This window comes from Thermodesulfobacteriota bacterium (assembly GCA_031082315.1).
Lineage (GTDB): Bacteria > Desulfobacterota > QYQD01 > QYQD01 > QYQD01 > QYQD01.
Map to the genome: position 1 here is coordinate 82,834 of JAVHLC010000004.1, position 14,545 is coordinate 97,378.

Consider the following 14,545-nt stretch of genomic DNA (forward strand, 5'->3'; position numbering starts at 1 on the left):
AAATTTTTAGGAAAACATCCCGGTCATCTGGCTGGTCAACCAGCTGCTTACAGTCTGAAGTTGACCGATTACCTGTTCCATGGCCACGAATTGACTGATCATCACATCCATTTTACGGTTCAGGCTTGCCTCCATTTGCTCGATCTGGGTCTCAAAGCTGTCAATGCTGTTTTCAAGGGAAGTCTGTTTGTACGTTACGTATCCATCAGAGGCATCGGTGATAAAGCCAAGCTGGCGTTCCAGCAGATCTGCGATCCCCAGGGTTAAGGTAAAGGTTGTAGTGGTGGCGCCGCTACCCGTATAGTTAATCGACAAACCGTCTGCGTTGTTGCCATCACTATCCAGATAGAGCGTTTGTCCGCTCCCCGTGGCGGTCACGCTATTGATCGTTCCGGCAACATCTTTGCCGTAAACCTGCGTGGCATCGTCCAGTCCCAGGGGGTCCGAGGCGCTGGCCTGGGAGGCCACGATGATATGCCCGGTGCCATATGCATTATGAGTCAGGATTAGCTTGTTTGCGTCTCCGTCCGTACCTTCGGATGCGGTAATGGTCATAGCGTAACGGCCCTCCTGGCTGCCATCCGCTCCAGTAGGATCCACGTCAACCGTGCCGAAATTCAGAACGCCAAGCGCCGTAGTATCAATGGAAAACGAAAGGTTGCTGTCCCCGGCCTGCGTGTCGGTTATGACTAATTTTCCATTACTATCCAGGGCAGCGGTCACCTCGTCTTCGAACATATCTTCAATAGCTTCAAGAAGGTCTCCTACGGTTTCTGTAGTCGCATCGCTAATTGTGTAACTCCCGGAGACACTGATTCCGTTCCGTCTTGTCCCGGAAAACGTTATGACATCATTATTATTGCCGCCCACACTGGCATCGTTAAACAAAGTCGACGAGGTGACACCGGCATTTGCGGTATCCCCCTTGAGTTGTTCCGTGTATTCTTCGCCCATCTCCGAATTGATGGCGTTGACCACATCGTCTATATCCATACTGCTGGTAAGGCTCACCTCAGCCACCCGGCCGGTGGCATAGTCCGTAATGGTCACCGCTACCGCTTCCCCTAACGTCGCGGCGAGGGCTTTCGAGCCGGTGACCGTAGTACGAGTGCCGGCCTGGGTGATATTTACATCATAGGTACCCCCTACTGTATTATTTGTATGCCCGACATACTCCAGATTGGAATTTGGTGACGAGCCATGGGCGATAAAAAGCTTTTTTACATGATCAAAATTTGCCTGAAGGGCAGCGGTCAGATCTTCGTCATCAATGGTCATCAGGGCATCGTCATCCAGCGAGACTCCGATCAGGGGCAACCGGTTATAGTCGCTGGATACCCCCGTGACTGTTTGTGTGATGGTATTTATCAATTCAGACTTTATAGAAGACAGTGTCCCGTCCCCGAAGAGAATCCCGCCGACCTTTTCATTCTCCTCATCATAGTCGAACTGGGTATTTATGTACTGCATGATCGCATTATAGGCATCGGCCACGGCATTGATTTTTTCCTTTATAGCGCTAATATCCCGTTCTATTTTGAGGGTAACCGTGGTATCGGCGCTTTCCCCTGCAATATTCAGGGTCACACCTTCTATGATGTCAGTAATAGTATTGGATGAGTTGGTTATGACCACATTATCGACCACGATCTCGGCATCTTCCCCGGCAGCTATCTGCATGGATCGGCCTTCCGTGGTCATGGAGATCTCCCCGAAATCGAGCGTGCCTCCGCCCGCATTGTCGCAGATGATAGACACCTCCAGTTGACTGTCGCCACTGCTGCTATCCGTGATGGTTAACTTGCCGTTTACAAACGAAGCCGTGACCGTACTGCCGAATGCACTTTGAATATGAGTTAGCAGGTCGTCCACGCCATCATGATCCGCATCGGCGGCCACTATAAACTCTGTTGTGGTAGCAGATGTGCCGTTATGCTTTGTCCCGGAGATAGTAATCTTATCACCATTTGCCACACCGGCCGAGACGCCTCCAATTTGCAGAGCGGTCATAGCCGTGGCCGGGGTGCCTGCGAGAGGGGTGCCGGTGCCGTCCTGTACGACTACAGTGCCCGTATGCACCTCGGTCTCAGTTCCGTATGTCCCTTCCAGAATTCCGAGCGTCTGAAGGATATTGCCGTTATCCGTAAAGGAAGTCGTGCCGCTGATATCTATCCGGTATTTAGTCTCCCCATCCACTTCTTCCGAGACAACCTCAGCCGAAATGCCCGCGAGCGCGTCTATCTTTTGTGCAATCGTCGTCAGTGATTCGGTAGCGCTGGATAGATCAATACTAACGGAGTTTCCACCTATTGTAACATCCGTGGCCCCCGGTGCGCTGGTCAATCCTAATAGCGTTTTGACGGCTCCATTGGAACTCGTAAACAGGTCACTTTTAGCGCCGTCACTGGTCGTATTCTTGATAGTGGTTGAACCGCTGATAAAGCCCATTTCTTCAAGGATGTTGTCACCACCATTATAGGCCCCCTCGAGGACACTGATTCCGTCCTCGCCTGTCTCATCGCTCCTCAAGACCAGATGATAATCCGTAGAGGAGTGCTTGACGATACTGGCAGTAACTCCGGTCGGCGTCGTCCCCGTATTGACGGCATTGATCTTATCCTTGATGTTTGCCAGGGTATCGGTGGACACGATGCTGACCACCTTTCCCGATATTAAGATATCCCCGGATAAAGAAAGGGCCGTATCTGTGGCGGCATAGTTCTGTGAGGAAATCTTTTCCGACTGAGCGAGATTATTGACCTCAATGTTATAGGTTCCGGGAGAGGCCGCGGAACTGGTGGAAACCGTCAGCAGGTTAGAGGCTGCGGTACTTGTATTGGACGTGGTGGTGGAGGAAAATACTTTAAAGGCGCTCTCGGTACTTAGGGCGGTAGATGCCGTTTTAAGAGCCAATAGCTTCGTATTCATGCCCCGCCATTCGCCAAGCTTTGACTCATATTCACTTTTTCTATTTATTACCAGGTCAACCCGCTTATGCTCGACCGCTATCAACTGGTCGATCATAGATCTCCAGTCGAGACCGCTGATTAATCCACTTATTAACTGAGTGCCGGCCATTGAGAACCCCCTATTGCTCGTTCACCGTTCACCGTTGTCCGAAAAGGATCGAGGGAAATGGTAAAGTATCTATTGTTTCAGTGAATTCTTCAGTGCGTTAATCTTGGCGGATATTCTGTGCAAATTGTCTATCAACTCACTGAACAATCCATTGGGAACGTAATTCTGTTTCTTTGAAATCTCCAACAGTGGGACACACTATTATTCGTTCACCGTTCACCGTTCACCGTTGTCCGACAAGAAAGCATGGAGCACAGGGCATAGGGGATAGCGAAAAGACAACTTCCTCTCCAACCGTGAACCTGGAACCTGGAACCTGGAACTCGTAAACATATACTATCGGTCAACGTTCACCAGCATGCCAATGCTCGACCCAATCCTGGAAGAAAGGGCTGCCATTTCCTCTGGTGGTATAGTACGGATAGTATTCCCGTCGCTGTCCAACACCTTTACGGTCACTATCCCTGCTTCCTTATCCGGAATGAATCGAAGACTGAAGTCCATGTCCTCCATGAACCGGTTAATATTTTCGGCCACTTTCCTGATGGCCTCTTCATTTCCTTTAGCCACCTTTCTGATAAGTTCCGACTGCGCCGGTTCAGCGTCTTTTTTCGGCTCAGGCCCTGCCGGCATTTGCTTAGTCTTCGTTTCTTCCGCATTAAAGCTTATCATGGAAGCGCGCGGTGGTGGATTAGCAACTGCGCTTGCTCTCACTTCAATGATTTCCATCTCAGCCTCCCAGTATCCATTAACCGTTCACCGTTGTCCGTTAACCGTTGTCCGTGAAAAATCCCAAAAACGTCTTTTTCGGTGAACCGTCAACGGTCAACGGTGAACGCCTCTTACACCAGCCCCAGCTAGAAAGGTAGGGGAAGGAGAGGTCTCCTCCCCCTACATGTCAGGTACTAACGACCTATTGACCTATCAAGCTGAGGATGCTCTGCGGAGCCATGTTGGCCTGTGCTAACATGGCGGTACCCGCCTGGAGCAATATCTGGCTCTTGGTAAACGAGGTCATCTCGGCCGCCATATCCACGTCCCGGATGACCGATTCAGCAGCCTGCACGTTTTCAATGGTCGTGGCCAGGTTGGCAGCCGCATAACTCAACCGGTTCATGGCGGCGCCGACATCGCCTCGCCTTGAAGACAGGGTGCTGATGGCGCTGTCAACCAGGTCAAGCATGCTCTGGGCTTCAGTAGCAGTATCCAGATAATCGTACGACAAGCTCAGACCGGTGGTTGCGGTAGACCGCAGAGAGCTGATAGTAAACGAAAGGCGATTGTTCGTGTCATTATCAGCCCCAACCTGGAAGGTAGATCCCGAGGTACCGGATGAGGTTACAGTAAAGGTCACATTGTCAAGATCGTTATCCGTGTAAACCGATCCAACGGTTAATGTAATGCCCAGCGTATCGAAGTCAAAGTCCTTTGCCGTGCCGGGTGTGAAGCCCGTAATCTGCTGGGTAACAGTTCCGTTTCCGAGGGTAAGGGTTGTGCCGGTTGATGTGAAGACATAAGTCCCGGTATTTGCCCCTGTCACGTTCAGGCTGGTCAGGCCCGTGTCCCTGACAACCACTTGGGCTCCACTCCATTGCGTGGACGTAAGACCGCAGTCAGCGGTAAAGGTGATGCCCAGATTGGCAAATACCAGTGTCTGTGCCGCTGACTGTGAGTAGGTTATTGTAATTACTTCAGTCGTTGTTCCGTTACCCAGCTTAAGAGTAGTTGCAGTTGCAGCAGAGAAGGTCCAGGTAGCGGCCGTTGCAGCGGCAGCCATTGAGCTTATTGTAAGGTCAGCGGCCAGCACTCCGCCGCCGCCGCCGCCATCAACAATACTATATGCATGAGTTGCGTCGCCGTACACCCTTATGTCATCGGCGCCTCCCGTATATGTCCCGGCCGTTTTGGAAGCGCCAAACGTCCCGTCCAAAAGGGCGGTGCTCCCGTACTTGGTGGCCTGGGAGATCCGGTCGATTTCCGAGATGAGGGCGTTCCCCTCCGAGTTGATCTTTGCCCGCTCACTGGTACCCACGTTGGATGAGGCGGCCTGTGTAGCCAGCTCTTTTAACCGGGTCAGCATGTTCCCGATCTGGTCCATACCACCTTCAGCCACCTGCAAAAGCGCCGAGGCCTCAGTCGTATTTCGGGAGGCCACTTTAAAACTGGCTATATTTGCCCTGAAACTTTGAGAAATGGCCAGACCGGCAGCATCATCGGCCGCCCGGTTGATGCGGTAACCTGAGGAGAGTCTTTCAAGAGATTTTGATAACTGCGCATCATTGATACTCAACATGCGATGAGCATTCATCGCGGTAATGTTGTTCGCGATTCTGAGTCCCATAGTCTTAATCCTCCGTGAATTTTTTGCTTTCAGCCTTCAGCTTTCAGCCTTCAGCTTTTTGGCATCCTTGCCATGTGCTTAAACCCAGGACAATCCTGCGGGGACTGCCCGACTCCCTACTTTTTCATCCCCCCTTTCTGCTTGATTTAGTGTTTTTTCCGCTTTTCTTTGATATGCTTATCGGAAGGCAGGGGGGATCACTTGAATTTTTTTAACAATTTAGATTTTTGGATCAGGAACTCAAGAAATCAAGAATAGAACAGCTCGGTGAACGGTGAACGGTAAACGAATATTAGCGGTGAACGGTTGTTGTCTCCTCATTCAACCTCGTTTTGATCTTTTCCAGGTGTGCCTTTGCGGTCGGGTCATCAGGGTTGATAGTCAGGACTTTTTGGAAAAACTGCGCCGCGGTCTGTGCATCTCCAAACGTGAGAGATACTTCTCCGAGCAGGTTGTAGGCGGCAACAAGGTTGCCCCCGGTTTTGATTTCCCTCTCCAGGGCGCTTATGGCGGCATCAGGCATATTCTTTTTCAAAAACAGGATTGCCTTATAATAATTAATGTTGGGGTAATCTTCCTGGATCTCTGAGACATGTTCTATGCTTTTCAAGGACTTATCCCAGTACCCGAGGGCAAAGTAAACCTGGCCGAGGAGAAAAAAGATGGCCGGATGCCTGATACCATTATGGATTCCCTTGTCCAAAACAGAAGCGGCCTCGTCATAGCATTGCCCGGAGTAATAAATCTGCGCCAGGTTGTGACACGCCCCGAGATGATCCGGTTTTCTCACAAGAACCCACGAATATTCCTCTCCGGCTTCCTTTCGCCGGCCGAGCCTGTCAAGGGACAACCCACGGTTAAAACGCAGTTCGACCATTTCGGGAAACAGCGCCATGCCCCTGTTTGAGACTTCCAGGGCCAGGTCGGGCATCCCGATATCCAGGTATTGATCCGCGAGCCCCTTATAGGCCACCGGGTCGTGCGGATTGTCCTTCAGCCTTTCTTCACCGAGTTTCAGATATAATTCCTGTTTGTGTCTTATGCGATCTTTTCTGGCCTTGCCGTAGTGATGGATGGGAATGCCCGTATTGAAAAGGGCCCTTTTTGCCTGCTGAAAGGATCCTGTTACAGTCTCATGAACTTTCCCGGTAAAATATATATCAGGGTCGTTCCTGAAGAGGCGAATCAAATCATTGGCTATAAAACCGGGATACCCCCTTCCTTCTTCGTAATCATCCGGATTGACTGTGACATTGGCCAGGTTAAGGGTGCTCTCATAATTTCTTAGAGTAAACAGGAAGCCGTCTGCATTTGTGGAAGAGAGGAGTGCCTTGATCTTGTCCCGATCTCTCTCTGCAATCACCTCATCTGCATCCATAATCAGTATCCAATCGCCGGTGGCATAGGTGATAGACTGATTACGGTGTTTGCTGTAGTCGTTTTCCCAGGGGTGGTGATAAATTTTTGCCTTGTAGCTCTTCGCGATATCAACGGTCTTGTCGGTTGATCCGGTGTCCACAATGACGATCTCATCAACTAGTGTCTTGACACTGTCAAGACACTGAGAAAGAAAATCCTCCTCGTCTTTTGTGATCATGCATAATGAAATAGTATCCATCCGATCTCCATATATTAAATCTGGAACTCAGGAACTCATAAAAAGAAAATACAAAAATCTCACCTTAATCTGGGACTCACGAACTCATGAAAGAACAGAGCAGCCAGAAGCCGAACTGCTTAAAATTAATTGCTCAAAAATACTTTCCTGGTAGCAATTAGATTTTTGAAAGTCTGTCGTAAATGCGACGCCCCTCCAGAGGCAGGTCTTCGAGTTGTAAAGCATGAAGTGTTACCACTTATATGAATGAATCTGGAACTCAAAAAATCAGGAATGGAACAGCATTTTTTCATGAGTTCCTGATTTCCAGATTCAAACGTCTTCCTGAATCTTTTCAAGCTCTCTCCTTCCTGATTTCTTGATTAAAAAATTCAAAATTATGTTTCACCGTCTTCGAAAACTGCTGTTTTATCCTGAAAAAACTCACGTCCGACTCTCTTAACCGTCAGCGGCATAGAGGCAAAATTGAGCAACAGGCCGCTTCCCGCCTGGGTTGCTTTCATGTAGGAACGTACTGTAGCAAAATGGATATTCTCCAAGGCTTTGATTGCCTTGAGTTCAACGACGACAGTGTGGGCAACTAACAGATCCATGCGGTGCTCCCCGACTATCTTTGCGCGATATATAATCGCAATGGGTTTCTGCCTTTCGTAGGGAACTTTTAGAAGGTCTAGCTCGATACAAAGGGCTTCCTCGTATATTGATTCCAGAAAACCTGGCCCAAGCTCCCGGTGTACGGCAATAGCAGCAGCAATAATCTTTCCGGTCAAATCCTTGTCATCCATCGGTCCTTTCTTTCCTGAGTCACTGGTTGTTGGCTTTAATTTCCTCATTTCCTGAGTTCTTGAGTTCCTGATTTAATATCACCCTCTTCTTTCCTGGGTTCCATATTAGCCTATTTGGTCTTCTTGATTTCCTGAGTTCCTGATTCTAAAATCGCCTTAAATTTATACTTAATTAAATCAATAATGGTCACGTAATCCCCCGCTTCCATCGCCCGGCAGGCCTCGTTCAGCCCCGGAGCCAGAAGTTGAATCGTTTCCGGATTATTATCACCGGACTGTCGACCTTTCAAAAAATCCACAAACCTGCCCAAACGATCAAAATACTCAGGTAAAGTCTCTAAAAAGCTTTCTTTGTTTCCTTCATAGAACTTCTTAATGATATTGTCCCCTCGTTGGACCAAAGCGCTGGCAGCGGACTCCAGGATGCTTCCGCGGTCCAACTCTCTTCCCGGTTCTCTTGAAAAAAGCATACCAGATTCTCGATGTTCTGAATTGACTTTATCTATGGGGACTAAAAGCTGATCATGACCGGGCTGCGTAAATGTCATATATAAACGGACGTCGTCGTCCGGCCAAGAGAGAGGGGTGCATGGATATCTTTTCATTGCCTCGGCAATCTCTAACGCCCCGTAAACATGTTCTGGCGTAATTGCCTTTCGACATCTGTGTCCGAAAGCACAATCTTCTGGATTCGAACAGGGCGCACAAGGTTCGTCTGCGTACAACACGAGGTGTCCTGTCCCATACGGCCCAGTCTCCCAGGGATAGGCAGTGCCGTAGAAAAGGGCTATAACCGGTGTCCCCACTGAAGCGGCCATGTGCATGGTGCCGGTATCACCGGTAATCAAATACTGACATCGTTCAAGCACCCCGCCCAGGGTCTTGAGAGTCGTTTTCCCGATTAAATCAACGACACGGCTGTTTTCTTTGCTGAGATTGCGCCGAATGACTTCGGCCAGGCATTTCTCATCATCGCTGCCGAGCAGGACCACCTTTGTATCTCTGGCGTTAACAAGCCATTTGATGACATGGCCATAATTCCCGGCGCCCCACTGACGGAACGAGCGCGCTGCACCCATCTGCACAGCGACGGGCGACTCGTCCTCCCGTACGCCTCCTGCCATAAGGAGGGCATCCGCCTCCCAGCGATCTGTTTCCTGTATATAAAAAGCCATGTCCCCGCAGCCAGGCGGCATGCCGGCTATGTGACAGGCCCAATCAACCAGATTTCGCCGGTTGGCCTTCCGATTCGTCCGTATTATCTCGAAGAGCGCTTTCGACGCTTCGTCTTCAAAAATAAATCCACGCTCGGGGCAAAAAACTCCCCCCCGTATTTCTTCAGCGCCTATCAGCCCGGCCACAATGCCGCCGATCTCATATTGGCGGTTGACGATCAGTCGGAAATTCTTCTCTCTCAGTTCACGAATAAGATCGTAGATTTCGTTGTAGATTTGGGCGTAGCGTTCAGGCCTGTTCTTCAGATACCACCGGTATTGCTTTTCCGGTATGCAAACTATCTGATCAATATTTGGATTAGCGGACAGCAAATCCACTGTGTCGCGACCGGTGAGAAATGTGATCTTGCACCCCGGGTGCTTTTGCTTCAGCCCTTCCAGCATTGGCGTCAGCTGAAGCACATCGCCAAACCTATGCATCCTTATGACAAGGATATTCATTGGGATATCATTTCATGAAACAGCCGCTGGACTCCTTTGGCCAGCGAGAGGTTTTCGCCTCGGCCGTCATCCCCATTCAGCCGTATTCCGTATAGATGTTTTTCAAGCGCCCGGATTACAGGTTGATAAAACTCGGGATGAAGGGATGTTACCGGAAGAAAAATATGGTAAGAAAATGGGTTCTGGAGATCGTGAGGCAAAATCTGCTCTATTGCCCTTAAGTCTGAGCCGACAAGGAGGCGAATCGCGGTGCTGCCGATGATGTCCGACAAATCGCTGACTTCCAATGCCAGACGAAATAAAGATTCGTCAGCCTCAATCAGGTAAAGCTGTTGCCAATCTTTGCGCCTTTTTAAGAGTGGGAGCACGTGGTATGTCAGACCAAGGCCAAGGATCACGATAGTTCGCTCGGATAGGTTTTGACAATCCACCCAGGCCCGTGCTTCTCTTTCCGGATTCACCCTGCTGTGGATGAACCGATATGTGCCGTCTTTCGCATGCTGTCTGACGGTAAAATGACCTGATTTCGTCCGAAGAATTTCGAAGGAGTCATCCGGGGCTGTGTCACGAACAGATCTTGCCAGGGACCTGTTTTTTTTAAGAAGTATATCCATGTTCGGTGAAAAGTAATCAGGCAACGGCGCCCCTCTCCCGCATGTCTTCAATGAATTTTTCTTCCGCCTCTCCCATGACGTCCTCCGTGGAGACAAACAGCTGGCCGATAACACCAAGCCATTCTTTTATCATCAATATCTGGGATGAAAAGAGGCAGTCCTCATCAGAATATATCTCGGAGAGGAAGTTGAATTTATTGGCAAACCATAAAAGCTGGGGCTGCAGGGTGTGCAGCATGATGTCCTGGATGTTTTTATCTTTCAAATAGATGTCTAACGTTTCAAGAAATTTTGTGGCGATACCGCGCATGATTTCACTGTCGGGTTTTTTCCCGTTGTAAATAAATGGGTGCACTATGTCCCTCTGTACAGTACGGGTCTCATCGTGAAAGTCTTTAAAACGGCCGATTAAATTCTGCAGGGATTCCCGGGTCGCATGAATGCGGGATAGGATTGCCGCATACTCTTTTTGTACATCCAGATCCTTATCAAAATTTGAAAGGGTCTCGTCAATGATCGCCTCCGGCTGGAATCTGTCCCGGCAATGCGCCTCGATGGCCTCCCGGAAGGTCATGACTTTTGTTCCCCTTATTCGTGCTCCCCCCTCCGTCGCGTTGACACATAAACCGGGGTATTTTTGTATGTCTTCCTCGAAATATTGTCTGAAGACATCCCATGCCCTGCATGTCTTGATGGTTCTCCCGTTGTTTCCTTCCACTTCTATGACATTCCCGTGGTAATAGTCATCACGTTCACCAAAGGGCATACCCTTTACATGCGTGTCGCCGTCTTCGGCAAAGGCCAGGTCCTGCCCAATCATGATAATCGGATCGCAGCCAAGCACCTCGGCAACCTTGTACGCCATATTTCCCACGGAGGGGCCGAAGGATAACATACCCCTGTCCAGATGGAGCCATTCGAAGTGAGAAAAAGGTCTGTTGACAATAATTTTTTTTCCTTTGAAGCTGTCGAAAGTCCTCGGCTTGACGAGGGGGCAAAAAGCAAGGTGGATCCCTTCAAAATCGGGCACATTTTCATAGAAGATTTCCGTCCCGTCTGTCCTTTCCATGCTGACAACTATGTGGGGACGGATATTTCGCTTCATCAACGGCAAGAAGCTGGCATCACAACATACGATGAGGGCTCGATCACTGAGTTCCTTCAAAAGGTGCATATTTTTGTTCAGGGAAGGACCGGAGGCAACCGTTACGGCGGGACGCCCTTTGAATTTATCGTACAGGAGGTTGATGCCGGGGGTGGAGATAATATTCTTGAGATTGAAGAGCATATTCTCAAGACCCATAAAGGAATCAATCGGATCGTTTCCCGCCAGTACCATCTGTTGGCGGGTGGCCTGTTTCACCCTGTCAAGCACATTGAAATAGTAATCCCTGCTTAAAGTGATACTTGAGGGAATGGGGATGACCTTGATTGACCTCATGTAACTGTTAAAGTCATGCCTGATGAGATTCTTCGTCCTGATCTGCATCGCGGCTTCCGACGGTTCCTCAGCGACAAAAAGATATATATCCGGGTGGGAAATCACATAGGTGAGATCTATTATCTCGAGCGTCATGCGAAATAATGCTATATCTTCTTCAAAGATAATAATCTTCTTCGTGTCGCAGGATTCGCCGTAATACCTCATGAACAGGCGGGCATGATAGCCTAATCCCAGTCCCAAAAAAATTACAATGGGGGCGTACCTGATATTCAACCTGTCCAGGTAGTCCTTGCACGATTCAGCGGGCTTGTCTCTGTCATAAAGCGCCAGGAAATCCGTATCCCTGGCAACTACAACATTCGGTTCTCCTGTTTTCGAACCGATGACCTTATATTTTGCTTCGTTACGACCGGTCTCTTTTACTCTTTCCGCGAGGACAGGGTACCTTTTTGCCAGCTCGGTCATGTTTTTTTCAAAAGGGGATGTGTTATGCATTGGCGGACACCTCTACGGACTCATTGGTTCTATTTAAAAAATTGGTCATTTTTTCAATTTCCGATTTTCTTGTCATATTATTCTTTATAATGAAGTCGACAATCCTGCCGCATAGTGATGCCGCCTCAGCCCTGTTTTCGCTAATAAAATGGCGGCCTAATTTCGAAAAAAGTATCCCCATGTCCGCGAAGTCATTGATTGTCATGGACAGATCAATATTTTCATCCCGCATAATATCGGCAACCGCACCTATGGCGCCTTCGAATTCTCCGCCTTTGACGAGAGCGTAAATTCCACCTATCTTGTATCTGCTGTTCCACGTATCTTCCTCCCGGGCTTCAATAAGGAATTGAACGCCTTCCTCCTGGTCTCCCGTTTCCATCAGGGCCATACCCAGGAGGTAGCAGGCCTTTGCGATGCCCTCCCTTTCCATCGTTGATTTTATGGCCTCCATACGGTTCCTGAGGATTTTACATACATTCTCGTACTTACGTTCCACAAAGCTGAGTTCCGCCTTTGCGAGAATCATCTCCATGGAATCAGGGAATTGTTCCAGTGTCTTATCAATAATGTTTCCCAGATTTTCGGTCTTGCCGATCATTGAATAGAGAGAAATGATCTTTGCCACGATCAGGGGGTTTTCTAACTCGGCCTTTTGCAGCCATACAAGAGCCTCCTGGGGCTGATCAATCTTCAGGAAAAACAGGGCGCCCCGCAGGGCTGTTTCAGGATCGCTAATAGAGTCGTATGTGTTTCGGACGGCCGCTTCTTTTCTCTGATTCCTGAATTTTCGATCAGATTTTGAATGTGTAATTTTAAATATCTCATTCGGTTTTATCGATATCCCCTCTTTGGCAAGCGATGCTTCTACACTTTCAAAGACCCTGCCTTCGAAACAAATGGCTTCGCGGGCGGGAAAAAGTCTTACGGGATACCCGGGTTTATTTATTTTTGGAAGGCGCAACATAACCGCCGTTTCTTCGTCTTCGTCCTCCTCCTCTACGGATACAAGAAAGGCAATGTCCTGCTTCACCGGTAGAATCTGTTTGGTAAGGGCCAGTTTAATCCTGTCTCTCGGATCTATGAACTCGTCTGCATCAAGACACAGGATATAATCACACTTCGCCTCCCGAAGGCCGATATTCCTTGCCTTTGAAAAATCGTTTTCCCAGGGTATGTCTATCACCCTTGCGTTGAACTTTCTTATGATTTTTTTTGTGTCATCCGTTGATCCCGTATCAACAACGATTATTTCGTCGGCGATTCCGAAAACAGATTCCAGCGCCCTTCCGATGGTTGTCGCTTCATCCCTCGCAATCATGCAAACGCTTAATGTCGCCGGCTTCCATTCGTCACAGTCAACAGCCTGAACGATTATATCGTTGAATTTGTCATAATCCGACTCCAGCGCGCGTTTAAGGCAGGAAAGGGCCTCTCCCTTTTTGCCCTGTAGCAGGTAAACCTTGCCCAAAAGCGACAGGATTTCTTTTAAATTTTCATCAGAACACGATGTTCTATACTTTTCAAAGCAGAAAACGGCCCTGTCAATATCGAAAAGATTGGCATAGAGGATGCCCGCGATCTTGAAGGGGTTTGATGTATCAAAAAATCCCCATTTTTTTTGCCACGCCTCAAAGAAATCCCGGGCCTCCTGAAATCGGCCGAATTGACCGAGATAGTGGAGCAGGGTCATGTACATCCTTTCACTGCCGAATCCCATGGCCAGTCCCTTGTAATATCGGCCCACATCCTTTTTTGTCAGGACGCTGAAGATGATATACTCATCTCCCAGCTCGGGCATGCCCTCATCTTTTTTGGGACTGCAGGATATTTCCCCCTTGAGGTATTTTATCTGAATATCTATGTCCCTTAGGTGGTCGTCTTTTTCCTTTCGCGTTGCCCTCCGCCGACACGGGAGGACACGGAGGCCAGGCAGCATCTTACTGCTGAACGAAAAAATATCTTCTTTAGACTGGCTCATCATGAACTTTACGAATTTTGCGAAGTGGTCCCGATGAACGAGCCTGGCTTCAATGGTCGAGATGTTGGCAGCCTCCCCCATATCTCGGTACTGTTCGTTCATTTTTAACCATTGGAATGCATCCAGCACGTCGGGTTCGATATTTTTTTCAATAAGCAGACTGTATCCTTTCACGGAGTTTTGGCTGTAGATACTGTCGAGTCGCAGGTCTGGCCGGGGGGCGGGTCTTTCATCGGGCCTCAAAAAGAGAATCCATTGAGAGATGCATAAATTATCTAATGATTGTCCCCTTTTTGCCGTCTTGACGCCTTTTTTTTCGGCGGTAGCAACGCTCCCGTCCATTGACTCCAGATCGAGATAGACTATACTGCTGCTTAATTTAAGACATTCATCGATGCACTCTTCCAGAAACTCCTCTTTGTCTTTGCCGATGATAACTATCGATAGATTATTTGCCGTCTTGACCTTTTCTTTCATGTTCCTCTTATGTTTTTCTTTACCCTTCTTCATCTG

Annotated in this window: 9 protein-coding genes; all 9 read right to left on the reverse strand. The window is 48.8% G+C overall.

The window, feature by feature from the left end:
- Nucleotides 1-6: 6 nt before the first annotated feature.
- Nucleotides 7-3,078, reverse strand: a complete 3,072-nt coding sequence (gene fliD, locus RDU59_05300) for a flagellar filament capping protein FliD (GenBank protein ID MDQ7837889.1) — start codon at nt 3,076-3,078, stop codon at nt 7-9.
- A 336-nt stretch (nt 3,079-3,414) separates the two neighbouring features.
- Complete coding sequence (locus RDU59_05305) at nt 3,415-3,807, reverse strand: flagellar protein FlaG (GenBank protein ID MDQ7837890.1); 393 nt, start codon at nt 3,805-3,807, stop codon at nt 3,415-3,417.
- 184 nt (nt 3,808-3,991) lie between these two features.
- The gene (locus RDU59_05310) at nt 3,992-5,419 is read right to left on the reverse strand and encodes a flagellin (protein ID MDQ7837891.1); all 1,428 of its coding nucleotides are present in this window, start codon (nt 5,417-5,419) and stop codon (nt 3,992-3,994) included.
- Between the two features lie 292 nt (nt 5,420-5,711).
- Complete coding sequence (locus RDU59_05315) at nt 5,712-7,037, reverse strand: glycosyltransferase (GenBank protein ID MDQ7837892.1); 1,326 nt, start codon at nt 7,035-7,037, stop codon at nt 5,712-5,714.
- Between the two features lie 377 nt (nt 7,038-7,414).
- Nucleotides 7,415-7,822 carry a GxxExxY protein gene (locus tag RDU59_05320; protein ID MDQ7837893.1) on the reverse strand — a complete coding sequence of 136 codons (408 nt, stop codon included), beginning with the start codon at nt 7,820-7,822 and terminating at the stop codon, nt 7,415-7,417.
- 110 nt (nt 7,823-7,932) lie between these two features.
- Complete coding sequence (locus RDU59_05325; GenBank protein MDQ7837894.1) at nt 7,933-9,498, reverse strand: glycosyltransferase family 9 protein; 1,566 nt, start codon at nt 9,496-9,498, stop codon at nt 7,933-7,935.
- Nucleotides 9,495-10,136, reverse strand: coding sequence for a hypothetical protein (locus RDU59_05330; protein ID MDQ7837895.1), 642 nt, complete (start codon nt 10,134-10,136; stop codon nt 9,495-9,497). Before RDU59_05330 ends, RDU59_05325 begins: the two co-directional genes overlap by 4 nt.
- Entirely contained in the window at nt 10,129-12,051 is a 1,923-nt protein-coding gene (locus RDU59_05335; protein MDQ7837896.1) for a DUF115 domain-containing protein, read from the reverse strand. Before RDU59_05335 ends, RDU59_05330 begins: the two co-directional genes overlap by 8 nt.
- Nucleotides 12,044-14,542 (reverse strand): glycosyltransferase, encoded by a 2,499-nt coding sequence (locus RDU59_05340; protein ID MDQ7837897.1) that lies wholly within the window; start codon nt 14,540-14,542, stop codon nt 12,044-12,046. The genes RDU59_05335 and RDU59_05340 overlap by 8 nt, the downstream gene beginning before the upstream one ends.
- Between the last annotated feature and the right edge of the window lie 3 nt (nt 14,543-14,545).